This window comes from Luteibacter sp. P1_D3, from assembly GCF_056406135.1.
In genome coordinates this window covers 37,630-54,528 of record NZ_JBFUAT010000005.1, presented here as the reverse complement: position 1 = coordinate 54,528, position 16,899 = coordinate 37,630, and the positions used below count along the sequence as shown (strand labels likewise).

At 63.6% G+C, this 16,899-nt stretch carries 19 protein-coding genes; 5 read left to right on the top strand and 14 right to left on the bottom strand.

The genetic code is table 11. The annotated features are described in order from the left end of the window. The first annotated feature begins 43 nt into the window (after nucleotides 1–43). Genes AC1DYM_RS05370 through AC1DYM_RS05360 form a run of 3 tightly spaced genes read left to right on the top strand, consistent with a single transcriptional unit; the run spans nucleotide 44 to nucleotide 2,281 of the window. Nucleotides 44–988 (top strand): SphA family protein, encoded by a 945-nt coding sequence (locus tag AC1DYM_RS05370; protein ID WP_477336686.1) that lies wholly within the window; start codon nucleotides 44–46, stop codon nucleotides 986–988. 5 nt (nucleotides 989–993) lie between these two features. Next, nucleotides 994–1,671 carry a response regulator gene (locus AC1DYM_RS05365; protein ID WP_477336684.1) on the top strand — a complete coding sequence of 226 codons (678 nt, stop codon included), beginning with the start codon at nucleotides 994–996 and terminating at the stop codon, nucleotides 1,669–1,671. A gap of 28 nt (nucleotides 1,672–1,699) precedes the next feature. Further along, complete coding sequence (locus AC1DYM_RS05360) at nucleotides 1,700–2,281, top strand: hypothetical protein (RefSeq protein ID WP_477336682.1); 582 nt, start codon at nucleotides 1,700–1,702, stop codon at nucleotides 2,279–2,281. Here AC1DYM_RS05360 and AC1DYM_RS05355 read toward each other — a convergent pair. Both AC1DYM_RS05355 and AC1DYM_RS05350 read right to left on the bottom strand, forming a co-directional pair. Further along, entirely contained in the window at nucleotides 2,278–2,772 is a 495-nt protein-coding gene (locus AC1DYM_RS05355) for a YidH family protein (protein WP_477336680.1), read from the bottom strand. The genes AC1DYM_RS05360 and AC1DYM_RS05355 overlap by 4 nt on opposite strands. Nucleotides 2,773–2,785: 13 nt before the next feature. Then, nucleotides 2,786–3,949, bottom strand: coding sequence for a BamA/TamA family outer membrane protein (locus tag AC1DYM_RS05350; protein WP_477336678.1), 1,164 nt, complete (start codon nucleotides 3,947–3,949; stop codon nucleotides 2,786–2,788). A gap of 181 nt (nucleotides 3,950–4,130) precedes the next feature. On the opposite strand from AC1DYM_RS05350, the gene AC1DYM_RS05345 reads away from it, so the two are divergent. Both AC1DYM_RS05345 and AC1DYM_RS05340 read left to right on the top strand, forming a co-directional pair. Next, nucleotides 4,131–5,156, top strand: coding sequence for an HAD family hydrolase (locus AC1DYM_RS05345; protein WP_477336676.1), 1,026 nt, complete (start codon nucleotides 4,131–4,133; stop codon nucleotides 5,154–5,156). A 29-nt stretch (nucleotides 5,157–5,185) separates the two neighbouring features. After that, nucleotides 5,186–6,790 (top strand): arylsulfatase, encoded by a 1,605-nt coding sequence (locus AC1DYM_RS05340; RefSeq protein ID WP_477336674.1) that lies wholly within the window; start codon nucleotides 5,186–5,188, stop codon nucleotides 6,788–6,790. A gap of 27 nt (nucleotides 6,791–6,817) precedes the next feature. On the opposite strand, the gene AC1DYM_RS05335 is transcribed toward AC1DYM_RS05340, so the two are convergent. The 12 genes from AC1DYM_RS05335 to AC1DYM_RS05280 all read right to left on the bottom strand — a co-directional run bounded on the left by AC1DYM_RS05335 (nucleotide 6,818) and on the right by AC1DYM_RS05280 (nucleotide 16,891). After that, on the bottom strand, nucleotides 6,818–7,063 hold the full coding sequence (locus AC1DYM_RS05335) for a hypothetical protein (protein WP_477336672.1): 246 nt from the start codon (nucleotides 7,061–7,063) through the stop codon (nucleotides 6,818–6,820). An 11-nt stretch (nucleotides 7,064–7,074) separates the two neighbouring features. Continuing rightward, nucleotides 7,075–7,518 (bottom strand): hypothetical protein, encoded by a 444-nt coding sequence (locus AC1DYM_RS05330; protein ID WP_477336670.1) that lies wholly within the window; start codon nucleotides 7,516–7,518, stop codon nucleotides 7,075–7,077. Continuing rightward, nucleotides 7,515–8,426: a DUF2950 domain-containing protein gene (locus AC1DYM_RS05325; protein WP_477336668.1), complete on the bottom strand. Its 912-nt coding sequence runs from the start codon at nucleotides 8,424–8,426 to the stop codon at nucleotides 7,515–7,517. The genes AC1DYM_RS05330 and AC1DYM_RS05325 overlap by 4 nt, the downstream gene beginning before the upstream one ends. A 9-nt stretch (nucleotides 8,427–8,435) precedes the next feature. After that, entirely contained in the window at nucleotides 8,436–9,863 is a 1,428-nt protein-coding gene (locus tag AC1DYM_RS05320) for a DUF3300 domain-containing protein (protein WP_477336666.1), read from the bottom strand. A 108-nt stretch (nucleotides 9,864–9,971) separates the two neighbouring features. After that, nucleotides 9,972–10,760 (bottom strand): cobalamin-binding protein, encoded by a 789-nt coding sequence (locus tag AC1DYM_RS05315; protein WP_477336664.1) that lies wholly within the window; start codon nucleotides 10,758–10,760, stop codon nucleotides 9,972–9,974. 76 nt (nucleotides 10,761–10,836) lie between these two features. Continuing rightward, on the bottom strand, nucleotides 10,837–11,286 hold the full coding sequence (locus tag AC1DYM_RS05310; RefSeq protein WP_477336662.1) for a hypothetical protein: 450 nt from the start codon (nucleotides 11,284–11,286) through the stop codon (nucleotides 10,837–10,839). Nucleotides 11,287–11,655: 369 nt separating this feature from the next. Next, the gene (locus AC1DYM_RS05305; protein WP_477336660.1) at nucleotides 11,656–12,198 is read right to left on the bottom strand and encodes a hypothetical protein; all 543 of its coding nucleotides are present in this window, start codon (nucleotides 12,196–12,198) and stop codon (nucleotides 11,656–11,658) included. Between the two features lie 106 nt (nucleotides 12,199–12,304). Continuing rightward, the gene (locus tag AC1DYM_RS05300; RefSeq protein WP_477336658.1) at nucleotides 12,305–13,042 is read right to left on the bottom strand and encodes an arginyltransferase; all 738 of its coding nucleotides are present in this window, start codon (nucleotides 13,040–13,042) and stop codon (nucleotides 12,305–12,307) included. Between the two features lie 62 nt (nucleotides 13,043–13,104). Continuing rightward, nucleotides 13,105–14,616, bottom strand: coding sequence for a GAF domain-containing protein (locus AC1DYM_RS05295; protein ID WP_477336656.1), 1,512 nt, complete (start codon nucleotides 14,614–14,616; stop codon nucleotides 13,105–13,107). Beyond that, entirely contained in the window at nucleotides 14,609–15,226 is a 618-nt protein-coding gene (locus AC1DYM_RS05290; RefSeq protein WP_477336654.1) for a biliverdin-producing heme oxygenase, read from the bottom strand. The genes AC1DYM_RS05295 and AC1DYM_RS05290 overlap by 8 nt, the downstream gene beginning before the upstream one ends. Then, complete coding sequence (locus tag AC1DYM_RS05285) at nucleotides 15,227–15,619, bottom strand: putative signal transducing protein (RefSeq protein ID WP_477336652.1); 393 nt, start codon at nucleotides 15,617–15,619, stop codon at nucleotides 15,227–15,229. A 9-nt stretch (nucleotides 15,620–15,628) separates the two neighbouring features. After that, a complete protein-coding gene (locus tag AC1DYM_RS05280) occupies nucleotides 15,629–16,891 on the bottom strand; it encodes an alkaline phosphatase family protein (protein ID WP_477336650.1) in 1,263 nt (420 codons plus the stop codon). Between the last annotated feature and the right edge of the window lie 8 nt (nucleotides 16,892–16,899).

The following is a 16,899-nucleotide window of genomic DNA, read 5'->3' as shown; positions in this document are numbered from 1 at the left end:
GGCCGCACTCTGCATATACCGTCAACGATGCCGGATCGTGACCATGAACCGTCGACTCGTCTTTGCCCTGATCGCCACGGCGTTGTCGCCGGCTGCGGCGCACGCTACGGAAGCGGCACTTGGTCGTTCGATCACGGGTGCCCAGGTCACGCCCTATGTCGGCATCATTCCGCCGACGCCAGGGCTGAACGTCTCCGTGAGTTACATCAATTACGACGGCAGTATCGGTGCCAGCCGGTCGGTGCCGATCGGTGGCAGCACGGCGCTGAATTTGCACGCCAAGGTCGATCTTTACGCGGCAACGTTCGCGTACATATGGGATACGGGGAAAGGTCGCTGGAACTTCGCGAGTATGTTCACCGTGCCTTACATCCGTCCTTCCGTGTCGGCGTCGCTGTTCGTCGGCCAGCGCTCCGGCAGCGTGAATGACCGGGCGTCCGGCCTTTTCGATCTGTACTTCGCACCGGTGATCGCCAGCTACCACGTGAGCGAAGTCGAGCATTGGTCATTCGGCGTATACGTCTACGCGCCTACCGCGGACTACGAGAAGAACCGGCTGGCAAACAAGGGCCTGAATATCTGGACCTATACACCGGCCGTCGGTTACACGCATCTCTACGACAAGGGCAGCATCGAATTCAGCGCCCTGGCTGGTGTCGACTTCTACTCGAAGAATCACGCCACCGACTACCAGAACGGCGGGGTCTTCCATCTCGACCTGCTCGCCATGAAGCGCACGCCGAGTGGCTGGGGTTTCGGCGGCGTCGTCGGTGTGATTCGCCAGATCGATGACGACAAGGGGGCGACGGCGGATCGCCTCAATGGTTTCAAGGGCCGTTCGTATGGCGCCGGTCCTGCGCTTGCTTACAAAAAATCCTTCAGCAAGGAAAGCAGCATCGATTTCACCCTGCGCTGGGTCAAGGAGTTCGATGTGAAGAACCGGATCAAGGGCGAACCACTCGTCCTGAACATCAATCTCGCGCTCTGACGACGATGCACGAGCCACGCGAAGGCCCAGCCCTGGCGGTCGATGTCGTCGTCGCCGATCATCATCGCGTGGTGGCGGAAGGGGTATCGGCCTTGCTTGCGCCGCACGTCCGTTCCGTCGTCCTGGTGCATTCGGCCAGCGCGCTGCTCGAATGCGTGAAGCCTGGCATGGTGATCGTCGGTGACATCGACCTGCCCGACATGCCTGGCCTCGAACCCGTCCGTCGGATCGCCGAGCGTCGCGACGGCAGCCGCTTCATCATCCTTTCGGGTCATGACGAGCCGCTGATCGTGCAGGACGCGATGCAATCGGGTGCCTGGGCCTATGTGCTGAAGCAGTCACCACGCAACGAATTACTGGATGCCGTCAGGGACGTCCTGGACGGTCATCGCTACGTTAGCCCGGGTTTGATGGCGGCGCTGGTCAACGCACCACCGTCCGTCCATCGCCTGACCCGTCGCCAGCGCGAGGTGCTCGAGCGGATGGCGAATGGCCTGCGAGCCAGCGACATCGCCATGGAACTCGGTATCTCGGTGCGGACCGTGGAGAGTCATCGGCAATCGCTACTGGATCTGTTCCATGTGCACAGCGGCGTCGCGCTGGTGCGCGAAGCCATTCGCATGGGACTGATCCGTGATCCGGGCGGTCCCTACACGGCGGCGAGGGACGAGAACGCACCGTAGAAGCCGTCATTATCGAGGAGCTCCGATCATGAAACACCGTGCAAGCCTCATTGTCGCGCTGCTGCTATCCGCCTGCGCCACGTTCAGTGTCACCAACGAATGGAAGGATCCCAGCTGGTCTGGCCCGCCGGCCTCGAACATCCTGGTGATCGGCGTCGCACGCAGCGACACCATGCGTCGGCTGTTCGAAGACACCTTCGCCCGGGACCTCAGCGCCGCCGGCGTTCGCGCGGAGGCAAGCTACGCGGCCATCCCCTCCGGTCACGGAGGCTCGGCAAAACTCGGCGACGTGGTCCGCCGTACCGGCAGCGATGCGGTCCTGGTCACGCGCGTCCAGCGCGTCGAAGATCGCATCAATGTGACGCCGACCGGCCCGGGTCCGGGCTACGGCGGTTTCTACGGCTGGTACGGCGGTGCCTGGGACAACACGCCCGAGATCACCCAGACCACGGTCGTCACCCTGGAGACGAGCCTGTGGGATGTCCGCAGCCAGAAACTGGTCTGGACCGTGACCACGCAGGGACTGGCCAGCAACGACATTCCCAAAGCGACCAACCAGCTGTCGAAGACCCTCATCCCGAAGATGAAGGCCGACGGCGTCATCCGTTAGTCGAAGGGGTTGATATGCGTCGTCATGCTGATGGTAGCTAGCACACCAAGCAGAAGCATCACGACCGCCACCAACAGGGTCATCGACACGGGGTAGGGCGTCTCCCCGTGGATCAGACCCTCGCGTGTCATAGCCTCGCGTTCCGCACGTAACGTACGCATGTAATGCAAGTGGTAAACGATCCCCAACACGAGCATGAAGATCCCCAGCGCTACCAGGGCCACGCCGAAGTTACGGGGCGCATGACTTTCCTGCGGCAGGATCTTCGACGTCCGGAGGCGTTCGAAGAACTGCCCGATGGTGAAGCCGAAGCTGATCAACGAGATTGACGTACGCATCACCGACATCAGCGTGCGGTCGGTACTCATGCGCGTACGCTGGAACGACATGCCCGTCCGCCGCGCCGAGAGTTCGACGGCGGGGTCGCCCCGGTCGTCCGGGTTGCCGACGGTGGCCGCAGGGGTGTAACGGTAGTCGCCCGGTGTAGTCATCGCAGTCTCCGTATTAGCGCCAGGCGCTACCGACCTGCAGGTACCAGGCGTGGTCGTCGTGGCTCCAGGCCCAGTCCACACCGGCATACAGGCCGAGTGCGCTGGCAATGAGGTAACGGAAGCCGACGCCCCTGGTCGTCTCCGTGGGTGCGCTGTCGAACGCGTTATGCCTGCCCCAGGCGCGTCCCGCGCCGGCGAAAGCCAACGTGGCCCAGCGTTTGGTCATGTTCCAGCGCAGCTCTGCCTCGACCATGCCGACGGAGGTGTCCTGGTAGCGGCCATAGGAAATGCCACGCAGGTCGATCGATGGCAACTGGTAGAACGGCACGTTGCCCGGCGCCGTGCGGTAGTCCGCGCGCAGGCCGAGCACCAGTGAGGTGCCGATAGGGATATAGCCCAGTGTGTGGGCGCGATAGGACTGGAACGTGTTGCTGCTGCCGATGCCTGGCATGTAGAACGTGGTGTCGATCATCGCCAGCAGGCCGCTCGACGGGGTCAGCGTGTTGTCCCGGATGTCGTATTCGATCACCGGGCCAAGGCCGGACGCCTTGCTGGCAAAGTCCTTCGGCTGGAAGAACTGCCGGTTGCTTTCGATGTTCAGGCGACTGTCGAGATCGATGTAGATCCAGCGCACGCCCAGGTACAAGGGCGTGTCGCCCACGCGGCGCTGGACCTGCTGGAACGAGAAATAGCCATCGAGGTTGTAGCCGATCTTCCGCGGCGCGAGCACCAGTCCCTGCGTGTAGAAGTCGAGGTTGACCGACGCCTTGCCCAGCGACGCCTTGTATCGCCAGCGATCGTCGCGGAAGTGAAATTCGCCGGCGAGCGCTCCGCCATAGGTTCCGTTCTGCGTCTTGGCCGCGCCGAAACCGTAGATGTCCGGTGCGATGCGTTCACCACGGTCCTTCGAGGCCTGCGATTGCTTTGCGGGGCGAAAGAACACGGCGGCCGCGCCACCACCGCTTCCGACCGCCGGCTCGGTAATGACGATCGGCACGATCAGGGCGCCCTTGTGCTGGAGCAGCCAGCGCGACATGTCGACGGCGTGGTCGTTCGGATCGTGCATGAGCTGCCAGAAGGAGGGCTTGGCCGTCGGAGCCTCCTGGGCGACGGCGAACGCGGGCACCAGCGCGAACATCGCGCTGCACAAAAGGCGTCGGATCGTCGCGCTTCGCATGCCTCGATCTTCGCGGCCGACGAGCGTGTGACACAGCGCAAACCACCGCGAAACGGCTGGGTATTTCTACCTAGGTTGCGCGCCCCTCGTAAATTTACTTACGGTCTTATGCGCGCTACTACGCTTCGACAATCTCAATCATCTGCGGATCATCGGACGCTTCAGAGGCGGGAGTGTGTCCATGCTTTGCTATCGATGGGAGACGCGCCATAGCGTCGCTGTTCTCGGGTTGCTGCTCATCCTTGTCACGACAGGACGAGCGCATTCGGATACGGGTGACGTGCTGCCCTCGTGGAACGACGGCCCGACACGCACCGCCGTCATCGACTTCGTGACGGCGGCATCCAAGGCCGGCGATCCGGGTTACATCGCCCCCGAGGCGCGCGTGGCCGTGTTCGACATGGACGGCACGCTGGTGACGGAGAAGCCCCTGCCAGGCGCGGTCTTACCCCTGGTGGCCGATGTGAARACGGCGGTGGCCAAACATCCCGAACTCAAACAGCAACCCGGCGTGGCAGCGCTTCTCGCAGGCGATCTCAAGGGACTACAGGCGCTCGGCGAAAGCGGGCTTGCGCAGATTGTTGCCGCCGCGGTGGACGATCGTACGGCCGACGAGGTGTCGGTCGATATGGCGCGTGAGGAACGCGCTGCGTCCAATCCCCACTTTGGCCAGCCGTATACGAAACTGGCCTACCGGCCGATGGTCGAGTTGTTGCGTTACCTCGAGGCCAACGGCTTCCAGACCTGGATATGCAGCGGCTCGCCGGTCGCGTACACCCGCGGGATGTCGCAGGAGGTCTTCGGCATTCCGCCGGAGCGGGTGATCGGTAGCTCCCTGCAGACACGCTTCGGTGAGCGCGACGGCAAGACCGTGCTGACGTACACCGGCAAGATCGAGCACGTCACCGATCGCGAGGGTAAGCCGCCCGTTATCCATCTGGCCATCGGTCGTCGGCCGGTCTTCGTCGGCGGCAATGTGGGCGGCGTGGGCGACGTGGCGATGATGCGCTATGCCATGGACCGTGACGGTCCGTCGTTCGCGCTGCTGGTCAATCACGACGATGCCACGCGCGAATTCGCCTATGCCGAGAAGAACGGCGACTCCCTTGCCGCCGCCGCCCGTTACCACTTCCGCGTCGTCAGCATGAAGAACGACTGGAAGACCGTATTCGATCCGTCGGTGACCCCACGTCCGTCGGCCCCTTGATCCATCGGTGCATTTGCGGAGAAGCGACCATGGCAAGCGCAAGCAAGAGCGACAAGAAAGACAAGAAGGCGAATCCGTCCAAAGGGGGCGGGGGGAAGGGAGGTAAGCGTCCGAACATCCTTGTTATCTGGGGTGACGATATCGGCATATCGAATCTCAGCTGCTACAGCCGGGGACTCATGGGGTACCAGACACCCAATATCGACCGACTGGCAAACGAGGGAATGATTTTCACCGACTCGTACGGCGAGCAGTCGTGCACGGCGGGACGGTCATCCTTCATTACCGGCCAAAGCGTGATGCGCACGGGCCTCTCGAAAGTCGGCATACCCGGCGCCCCCGTCGGAATGAACGAGAAGATCGTCACGATCGCCGCCCTGTTGAAAAGAGAAGGTTACACAACCGGTCAGTTCGGCAAGAACCATCTTGGTGACCTCAACCACATGTTGCCGACCAATCATGGGTTCGACGAGTTCTACGGCAATCTGTACCACCTCAATGCCGAGGAAGAGCCGGAGATGTACGACTACTTCCCTGCGGAAGAGTTCGGTGCTTTCATCGAAACGGTGAAGCCGCGCGGCGTGATCCATAGCTTCGCCACCGACGTCGACGATCCCACCGAACAACCAAGGTGGGGGAGAGTTGGCAAGCAGAAGATCGAAGATACAGGCCCGCTCGACAGGAAGCGGATGCTCACCTGTGACGATGACTTTGCCGAGCGGGCGAAGGGATTCATCAAGAACGCGACGGATGACGAGACGCCTTTCTTCGTCTGGGTCAACTTTACCCACATGCACCTGTACACGCACACCAAAGAGGAGAGCCTGGGCCAGGCCGGCCGCTGGCAGTCCCCCTACCACGACACCATGATCGATCACGACAAGAACGTCGGCACACTCCTGGACTACCTGGATGAACTCGGTATCGCGGACGACACGATGGTTCTGTACTCCACGGATAATGGTCCCCACCGGAACTCCTGGCCCGATGGCGGCATGACGCCGTTCCGCAGCGAAAAAGACACGAACTGGGAAGGTGCCTTTCGTATTCCACTGGTTGTCCGCTACCCCGGGAAGATCAAGCCCGGCACGGTGTCGAACGAGATTGTCCAACATCACGACTGGCTGCCGACGTTTCTCGAGCTCGCGGGGAACAAGACCGTCGTCGGCGATCTGAAGAAAGGCGTGAAGACGCTCGGTCGTACCTACAAGAATCACATCGATGGCGTGAGCTTGCTGCCGTACCTCACCGGCCAGGAGGCGAAGTCACCGCGCAAGCTGTTCGTCTACATCTCGGACGATGGCGACATCCTTGGCATTCGTTACGACAACTGGAAGGTCACGTTCATGGAGCTGAGGTGCAGGGGTACGATGGCGCTTTGGGGTGAACCGTTTACGGCCATGCGCATTCCCAAGATCTACAATCTCAGGACGGATCCCTACGAGTTCGCTGACGTCACTTCGAACACCTATTGGGACTGGGTCATCAACCATGTCTACATCGTTTATGGCGCCATCGCGCTACTGACGAAGTTCAACCAGACGTTCGTTGACTTCCCGAAGGTCCAGAAGCCGAATACGTTCACGGCTGATCAGGCGATCGAGAAGCTCAACGACGCCGTGGCCGGCAAGTAACCGGCAGTTCGCGGCGACGGTTCGCGGTTAGCGCGAACCGTCGCTCTGCGGCCTGTGCGCCTGCAGCTTCTTCATTTCCTGGCGGGCCTCTTCGACCGCCTCATCCTCGGCGGCTTCGACGTAGCTGTGCAAGCGCTTGCCGACCAGCCTTGTCACCTGTTTGCCGTCCGCATCGCGAATGATCACGTCCGCCGAAAAGCAGGAGGCACCCGAATCGCTCAGGTGCCGCACGCAACTCACTTCGTAGGAGTAGTCGAGTTTGACCTTGCGCATCGCGTTGTACCTCAGGGCACTTTCTCGATCGTCATGCCGCCAAGGGTGACGCCCAGCCCGAAGCCCTTGCCGGCGCCGGCGAGGGACATGTTCACCTCGCCCTTGGTCATGATCTGAGCTTCACCACTCTTGGGTATGCCCATGCTCGCTTCGGCGGCGACATACGTGCCGAGCGTCTCGTCGATGGACATGACGTGCGAGAAGTTGGCCTTGCCATCCTTGATCGTGGACTTGCCGACCGACAGGCCGCCGCCGTTGGCGGTGAGCTTCACCTTGAGGTGACTGCCATTCGCGCAGGTAATGGTTCCCGTTCCCGAGGCGTGCTTGTAGAGGATCGACCACGACGCGAGGTCGAAGCGCATCGTGCACTTCAAGGTGGCCTGGGCGTGGCCCGGTGTCGCGACGAGGGTGCCGGTGGCGAGGGCGAGCAGGGCGATCAGAGGGCGAGCGTTCACTGGGTATCTCCTGAGGTCGGCGTGTCGGCCTGCACTTCGGTCCAGCTCGAGTCCGGGTCGAAACGGGTAATGGCGGCGGCCGCGTGCTCGGTGTCCTTGCCCAGGTTCTTGGCGAAGATCTGCCCGTCATGGCTGATCTCGAACGTCATCACGCCCGTCTCGCCGTAGCGTACCGGCCAGGCGATCAGCGCGAAGCCGTTGGCCAGCACCTTGCCCTGCATGTAGTTGTACGCGCCGCCGGGCGCGGATGGCCCTTGCGCGGTGAGGATGCGGTAGTGGTAGCCGTAGTAGCCGCCGCCGGTGGGTGGCGTGATGAAGTAGGGCCCTAACGGGCTCTCGGGGGCGTTGTCCTTCGCCTCCCAGTACAGGCCATCATGCCTGCCCGGGGTACTGATCAGCTTGCTGGCGTAATGCGGTTCCGTATCCTGGTCGTGGGTGCTGGAGGCGTAATCGCGCTGTGCGTCGTAATAGGCCAGCAGGGCCTGGGGCACCGAGGCTTCGTTGTGACCTATCTGGCGGGCGATGATCTCCTCGTGCCCAGCCTTCGTATCGAACGACCAGCCGCCCGCTCCCTTCACCAGGGGGATGGGTAGTACCCAGTTGGCGCTGCCCACGGCGAGGTGATTGGTATCGCCGACGGTCACGATCTTGTGTGCGCTGTCGTAGTCGGCGATGAAGGCATCGACGTCGGCGCGATCGATACCATCGGTCGGGATGTACGTGCGCCAGTCGTCACCGAGGACACGGGCGAGGGCAGGCTGATCGTGTGCCTTGAGCGCGGCGACGAAGGCATCGGTCGCCGCATCGGGGGTCGGGTAGGTAGCCGCAGCAGCCAAGGCACCCAGCGCGACAAGCAGGGATGTAGCAAGGAGTGACTGCGCGAACCGTTTGGCAAGGAATCGGGACATGTCGTGCTCCTAGCGACGATGGAATCCGCCGCCGCCAGCGCGGGCGGGGACAGGCCGATTGATGGGGCGGCCGGCGGCGGCACCGCCGCGCTGGCCACCCATGCTCTGCATGCTGCGTTGTCCCAGCTCGCGCTGCGCAGGCGCATTGCCAGGGGAGCGCACGCCGGAGAAGGCATTGGCGCGCGCCTGCGGCGCATTCGGCCGGCTCTGCACACCGCCGCCGTTCGCGCCGGGACGGTTCAGGCCACCGTCCCGGCCGGCGTTGTTGCCCCCGGCGCGGTTGAGGCCACCCTGACGGTCGCCGCCGCCGCCGCGATTGGCGAGGTCACCTCGATTGGCGAGATCTCCGCGATTTCCGGCGCCGGCAGCGCCACCGGCGTCGCGTCCGCCGTTGAAATTTTCGCCGGGCCGCCGTGCGGAAGCTGCCGCGCCACCGCCCGTCGTCCGGTCGAAGCTTTGCATCGCACGTTGCCGGCTGGCGTCGGCTGCGCCGGCCTGACCGCGGAAGGCCTGACGCTGCTGTGCACCGCCGACACCCTGGTTGAAGCGTTGCTGGGTGGCCGCACCGCGATACGGCGTGCCGCGACGGTTGGCCGCGTTGTGGTTCCAGTTGGTGTTGCCGTTCCCGCTGATGCGGTTGTTGACGTTGAGATTGTTGTAACGGTTGACGTTGATGTTGACGTCGTTGTGTCCCCAATCGCAGCCGCCCCACAGCGAATTGGCCACGGCGATACCCGTGCCGAACGCCAGGCCAGCGGCCAGTCCCGTGGCAACCGGATGGTAGTAGCCCGGCGGTGGCGGGTAATACGGCGGCGGATACGCGGGGTACGCCCAGGTGCCGTACACCACGGTGGGGTTGTACGAGGGGACGTACACCACCTGCGGATCAGCCGGTTCGATCTGGATGATTGTCGTCTGCGGCGTGCTCTGCTGGACGATCACCTTCTGCTGCTCGGTGGTCTTTAGGTTACCGGCCTTCTGCGCCTGCGCGCGCAGCCGTTGCACGGCGCCCATCACATCATCGGGTTGGGCGAGAAACGCGTCGCCCACGTTGCGCACCCAGTCCGGGTGCGTGCCCATCTGGGCCAGCACCTGAGGGAAGGCCACCAGCGATTGCACGCTGGGATCCCAGGGCTGGCTGGCCACCTGTTTCACCGCGGCGTCGCCGGATGCCTTGGGGTTGGCTTTCGACCAGGTCGCGGCATCCGCCACATCGGCGGGATAGGTCGACGCCATCAGGATCTGGGAGAGAAGGGCGTCCGGATAGAGCGCGATCGGCGCCATGAACTGGTCGATCTGTTCCTTCGGGAACACCTTTGCCGGTGCTGTCGCCGCTGCGTTTTGTGCGACGGGTGCGGCCGCCTGCGCCGAGGCGACCGACGCGCCGAGGGCAAGCAGGATCGCCATGCCAAGCCGCCAAGCCATGCGTGCATTCACGAGCGCTCTCCCACGATACGAATCCCGTGGAAGAGCATCGATCCGCCCCGACGGGCGCGACAGCGCAGTTGTGCGTAGCGAACTTCCGCAAAACTACTTACGCCTGTGCTACCTCATCGCCCACCCATGAATGATCCGCCGCAACTCAGCCAGCCCATCCGTCAACGCCGCCGGCCCCGGCTGAAGAATCAACGGCGACTTGACCTCGTACAGCTGGCCATCGCGAATCGCTGGCACATTCTCCCAGCCCGGTCGCGCCGCCACCTGCTCGGGACGAAACCGCTTGCCACACCAGGAACCGATGATGATGTCCGGTGCGGTGTCGATGACCTCCTGCGCGTCGGCGATGATGCGGTCCCTGGCAAGCGACTGCACCGCACGACCCGGCAGCACATCGTCGCCACCGGCGAGACCGACCAGCTCCGACACCCAGCGGATGCCGGAGATCATCGGTTCATCCCATTCTTCGAAATAGACGCGCGGGCGGCGCGAGAGGAGCGCCGAGGCTTCGCGTGTTTCGTCGAGTCCGCGCTCGAGCGTCGCGGCGAGCTCGTCGGCTTTTTCCGCGACACCGACCATCGCGCCGAGCCGGCGGATGTATTCGAGAATGCCTTCCACACTGCGGTGGTTCGAGATCCACACTTCCACGCCGGCCTTGATCAGCGCCTGCGCGATATCGGCCTGGATGTCGGAGAAGCCAATGGCGAGGTCGGGCTTCAGGGCGAGGATCTTGTCGACCTTGGCGCTGGTGAACGCACTGACCTTGGGCTTGTCGCGACGAGCTTCGGTGGGCCGTACGGTGAAGCCGCTGATTCCTACGATGCGATCCTGCTCACCAAGGAGGTAGAGGGTTTCGGTCGGTTCTTCGGTGAGGCAGACGATGCGGCGCGGGCCCATGGGGGTTCCGATGCGAATGTAKACGCCGATTGTGCGGTGTCAGGGCGTTTTGATCCAACCCGAGGCCCACCAAGAGCTACCGGAACGTCGGCAGTTCTACCTTCACGGTGCTTTCTTTCGCCACGGCCAACCTTTCTATGGCTCTCGACACGACGTTCAGCTGCTCATAATCGATCAGAAATGTCGCCTCAGCCCACCGGCGTAGCCCTTGCTTGTGCTCCCAAGGAACGCCGGCTCCCACGTGGAGCTCGACGGGACTTGATTTCCCCGCAGCGAAGCGGAGTAGAACGTGCTTCTCGCGTAAAACGTCAACCTGTTCGGGCTCAAAGTACCCACCTTCAATGGTGATCGGCGCCTCGGACGGAAGCGAGAACGTACGAAGGCTCGCCGCTATTGATAGCAACTGGGTTGCATTGAAGTACGCCATGCCTTGGCCGGAGAATCCGTCACACAGGAATCTGATCTCAAGTTCCACGCTTTTATCTGTCGCGTCGTGTGCGGCGGCCAGTTCCAGGAAGTTCGTCACACCTCACTCCTAACATGCTTCTCAGATGATCGCGGCATAAGTCCGCTTCTGAGACACTGATCTTTCTTTATGGGTTGGGTAGTGTGAAGGACCAGCCGACGAGAAGGGCTGCAATGATGACGCCGACGCAGAGGAAGACCTTTTCCCTGTTCGTTCGACGCCCCTGAAGAACGAGGGGCCAAAGAAGGACGAAGGCTGCTGTCCGCTTGGCTCTGTTGTTCGTTTTCGTGCGCAGTGACCACCACACGTAGGCGACTAAGAGGGCAATGAGCACCATCGGGGCTAAGACGAATGGATTGGGGGCGTTCACTCGGTCGTGTCCTGAAAGCTATTCCAATGCATTAGCAATACCCCGCTTTCTTTGATCGGTCATCTCGGAACAAGCCCATTCAAGCGCAGCTTGTAGCAAGCGGAAAGCACTTTTCCGAGCAAGATGTCGAGAGCGATCTGATGTGCCATCGCCGAGCCGTAATCCGTTGCGTCCGCGATGGCATTCGTCGCGGCGACCAGACCATCCCCCAGTTCTCCGATCCAGCGGTCGGAACTTTCAAGCGGCGCATCGGTTGACGGTTCACTCGCGTTGATGAGTTCAACCATCTTCGTGGTGAGGCAGGCTCTCATGTCTCTCGGCGTGGTGTAGAACGTCCAGGAGTGATGCATCAGCCACCGGCTTAGCGCTCCACCCCAGGGTAAGTGGAACTCTTGAATGTGGCTGGCGTCCTGTTCGAGCGTTTCGACGAACTGGAAGAAGTTCGGGTAATCCTTTCTCAGTTCACCTTCGGCCAAGGCCAGACCTAAATTGCGCGCGCTTTGCAACCTTCCAAGAAGCGAGGCCCGTTCTTCCTCTGTCAGCGTTGCATATTCATCGCATTCGGTCATGACCGCGGGGAGCTGAGTAGTCACGTCAATCATTCCCCCTGGGTCGTCTCGTCATTGCTTGCAGGTGAAGGTAGGGCAGGCAGGGACGCTGTGTCTGTAGGGCAAATCCTACATTCCAGGCCGCAGCGTCTTTACCGCCTCACGGCATCTCAATCCAACGCCCATGCTTCCGAATCTCCAACGGCCGGAACCGCCGCTTGTAATCCATCTTCGGATGCCCGGCGATCCAGAAGCCAAGGTAGACGTAAGGAATGCCACGTCGACGCGCGAGTTCCACCTGCTGCAGGATGCCGAAGGTGCCGAGTCCGCGCGCTTCTTCATCGGGATCGAAGAACGTATAGACAGCCGATACACCCGCGAGGGCGATGTCGGTCACGGCGACGCCGAGGAGGCGATCGCCGAGGTAATACTCGAGGAAGAGGGTAGGGCTCCATGGCGCCGCCAGGAAGCGCTGAAAATCTTCCTCGTCCGCCCCGTCCATGCCGCCGCCGCTGTGGCGTGCCCGCAGGTAGCGCTCGTAGAGGTCATGCCGGTCGGGCGTAAAGCCGGGGATACCTTCGCGGATCGTCAGGTCGGCGTTGCGCTTGAGGCAGCGGCGCTGGGCGCGATCGGGGGTGAAGCGGTCCACGTCGATGCGGCAGGGCACGCAGGCCTGGCAGGCGCTGCACTGGGGGAGGTAGAGGTGCCCGCCGGCGCGGCGGAAACCCTTGGCGAGCGCCGGGCCGTACAGCTTGTCGAGATTCGGCGCGCCCGGATCGACCACGAGGTTTTGCGCCGTCCGCTCGGCGAAGTAGCCGCAGGTGTGCGGTAAGGTCTGGAACAGGCGGACGCGGTCGGTCATGGGGATGTTATAGCGCCGATGGTGGGTCGGCGTCATGGTGGGTCGTGTGCTAGCACCTGTCGCCGATGAATCGGCTCCCACAAGGGTCGTCAAAGGGCTTAGTGCTGTATTTCAATCAGCGCGCGCAGGCCGCGTGCGGATGCCAGGTGCAGGGGTGACCAGGGGCGGGAGCGGCCGCGTACGTTTTCCTGCCAGGTGTCGAAGCTCTGCCGCGGTGACAGGCGCGCACCGGGGTAGACCTCCAGCTTGGCGAGGGCGGGGTTGCCGGCCCAGCGCACGCTGCGCACCTGCTCGGTGCGTGTCCAGACGATGGCGTCGTGTGCGTCCGACGGGAGCGCCAAGACGATGATGCCGGCCGCGAGGCTGGTGACGGCAGGATCGTCCAGCTCGGGGTAGCGCGCGCCGATCTCGTCGGTGTGCAGCAGATCGTCCGTGCCGTCGACGTCTTCGGCGACGCTCCGGCGGGCGCACTCGCGAAGACGCAGCAACGCGTCTTCATCCGGCAGCTGGCCGTAACGCGTCACCTTGTTGCCCGAGAAGATGGCAACGCCGTCGGCATCGACCACTTCAAGCAACTCGGGCGCGAGCGAGGCAAGCAACGGCGGGTCGATGCGATCGGCGCCGTTGAATGCGGTGATCAGCTTTTCGCGCACCGTGAGCAGGACGCTCTCGACGTCGATCGTCTCCAGCGCTTCAATCGCCGCCACGCGCGAGGCGAAGGCGCGTGCCACCGCGTCGGCGATGTCGCGCATGCGGTGGTCGGCGAAGAACGGTCGATAGTGGTGGCAGGAGATCAGGCCCCACAGCTTGCCGTGGGTGATGATGGACGCCACCAGGGTACCGGTGACACCCATGTTGCCGAGGTATTCGAGATGCACCGGCGACACGCTGCGCAGCGACACGTCGCTGAGATCCGTCGCCGCCGCGGTTTCCGGATCGTACGCAGGCAGGATGCGCGCCGGCACATAGCGGCAGTTGCTGATCTGGCGGACGCGGTTGCGCAGGTAGAGCGCGCGTGCCTGTGCGGGGATGTCGGTGGCGGGGTAGTGCAGGCCCAGATAGGCCTCGAGATCATCCCTGCGTGCCTCGGCCACGACTTCGCCATGCCAGTCATGATCGAAGCGATAGATCATGACGCGGTCGTAGGCGAGCAGGCTGCGCACGGTGCGTGCGAGCCGCGCGGCCGCGCGTTCCACGGTGGCATCGCCTTCGAGCTTCTGAGCGAGGTCATGGCCTATGCGGCGCGGATCGTCGTCGAAGTCGCCTTCGCGCGGCTCGAGTTCGATCATCCAGCGCGTGTCGTAGGCGTGGACGGCGGCGTACCACGTCGCCGGCGTCGTGGCGTTTGGAAACGTCACGGATACCCAGGGGCTGTGCGCCGGGCGTTCGCCGTCGTCGAACAGATCCGACGGGAGCGTTATGACCTCCTCCAGCGGAGCGTCCAGCATGACGGCCGGGTCGACGCCGAGCACCTCAGCGGCGTTTTCACTCACCTGCAGGATGGCTCGCGTGCGCGCATCCACCACGACGAGGACGCCGTGAGGCTGGATCGAGCCGGGAATATGGATGGGTTCGCGGTCGCAGGCGGTCAGATCGGGCAAGTCAGTCATGCGCCGCAGGATCCTTCAGCGTCTGTTGAAAGCGCGCGAACATTCGCTGCGCGGCGTGGGCGGCGGCGGCCTGTGAGGCCTCGTCGGGAAGTGCGTGGTCGAGCAGGGACTGGAAGCGTCGCCAGCTGGCGGGGGCGTTTTCGCCCACGGCGTAGAAATGATGCGGCAGGTCGGGGTAGAGCTCCCGCAAGCGGCGGACGATCACGCGACCCCCGAGGGCGGAGCCTTCAATGACGTAGAGCTCACCCCAGCAAGCCGCACCCTGCTCGGTAGGAGCCGATTCATCGGCGACCCGGCGCGCGACGACGCTGCTTGTTTCGTTGTCACGCTTATCGCCGATGAATCGGCTCCTACAGAGATCTGCCTCGATCAGTGAGGCGCGCGATGCGTAACGCCAGTCCGTCAGGCCGGCGAGCCAATCGTGGCGCTCGTTCTCCCAGGCGCGGAACAACGACAGTTGTGCCTGCAACAGGGCGGAATATCCGGTTTCATCCAGCTCACCGCCAATCAGCAGGCGCATGCCTGCCGTCGCCTCGGCGGCCTCGTGGGCATCGCGGGTCGCGTCGCGGAGAAACAGGTGGGCAGGCGTCAAACCGACGGCGCCGGCCATTCAGAGTACCTGGACGGCCTTGAGCACCACGACGACCACGACGCCGGCGACGATGGCCAGGGCCATCAGGCGCACGCGGGAGGCCGTGCGCTGAGGCTTCGGGCGCAGGTCCGGCGAGCGGTGCATCTGCAGTTCTTCCTGGAAACGCACTACCGGCTCGATGCCGATGTCCTTCAGCAAGGCACGCGCCTTGGGGAAGTCGTCGGCRCTCTTGACCCATACCTGCGGCCACGAATCACGGTTGTCGTTGCGCTGCGAATAGCTGAAGCGCTGGTAGGTCGGGCGATTCCAGGTCGACCGGTTAGTGACGGTCGTCTCGATGTCGTGCTCGGTGAGGAGCGACACGATCCGGTCGATGTTTTCCGGGCGGGGTGAGGTATAGATCTGGCGCATGCCCCGATTCTACGGGATTTGCGCGGGGGCCAGCAGGCCCGTCACGTCCTCGATATGACCGTCGTTGGCCTCGGCGGGCAGGCGCAGCAGGCTCATGATCAGTGGATACACGTCCACGTTGGGGAAGGGCGCGATGCTCACCCCGCGCGCGAACGCCGGACCATGCGCAACGAACAGGGCACGCATGGCCGGGTCCAGGTTGTCGTAACCGTGCTCACCCAGCGACATCGGGTCCTTGCGCTTGGCGAGGGCCTCGCGGCTGATGATCGACCAGCCGGTGTCGGCCAGGCATTCGAACGCCGGTACGCGGGGATGCGTGCCGTAGTCCAGGCGCTTTGGCAGGTCCTGCTTCCGGTAGCAGTGCATGTGCTCGTGCGGGCCGAGCAGGCGCGCCACGGCGAGGCCTGCGTCCACGCCCGGCTTCGGGTTGAACGTGGCCATGACGCCGTAGGACACCGCGTCGAGCGCGTTGAGGTCGGTCGCGTCGTCGGCGAAAACGATGTTGCCCTTGGGCACATAGGCCATGCCGTGGTCGGACACGATCACCAGGTTCATGTGCTCGTAGAGGCCACGCTGGCGCAGCTGGGCCACGAGGTAACCGATGGCGTCGTCCACATCGCCCAGGGCGGTGTTCAGCTCGGCGGAATCCGGCCCGTGCTCGTGCCCGGCGTGGTCCACGGTATCGAAATACAGCGTATCGAAGGCGGGTTTCGGACCGGCCTCGTCGATCCACGAGAGCAGCTTGTCTACGCGCTGCCGCGACGTAAGCGAATCGTCGAAGGGAATCCAGTGGTCGGGGCGTACGCCATGAATGGCCGCCTCGGTGCCGGGCCAGAACATCGTCGCGGTATGCAGCCCGTGCTTCTGCGCGGTCACCCAGATCGGCTCGGCGTCCGCCCACCAGCGGCCGTCGCTCGTCGCCGCGTGATTGGACAGGCTGAACTTGCCCAGCACCGGGTCCTGCATGGTGTTGTTCACGATGCCGTTGCGGTCGGGGACGCGTCCGGTCACCAGGGTGTAGTGGTTGGGAAACGTGAGCGAGGGGAACGAGGGCAGCATGTACTGGGCTCGCGCGCCGTCGGCCGCAAGGGCGACCAGGTTCGGCGTCAGGCCCCTGTCGAGGTAATCCGGACGGAAGGCGTCGATCGAGACCAGAAGCACGGGAGAGACGGGCGGGGCGGCAGGCGTGGCAGGGCGCGTGGCGCAACCGGCCAGGGCCACTGCGAAAAGCGCGATGAAGACGCGTTGCAGCGTGGACGACGTGGCGTTCATGAGGGTCG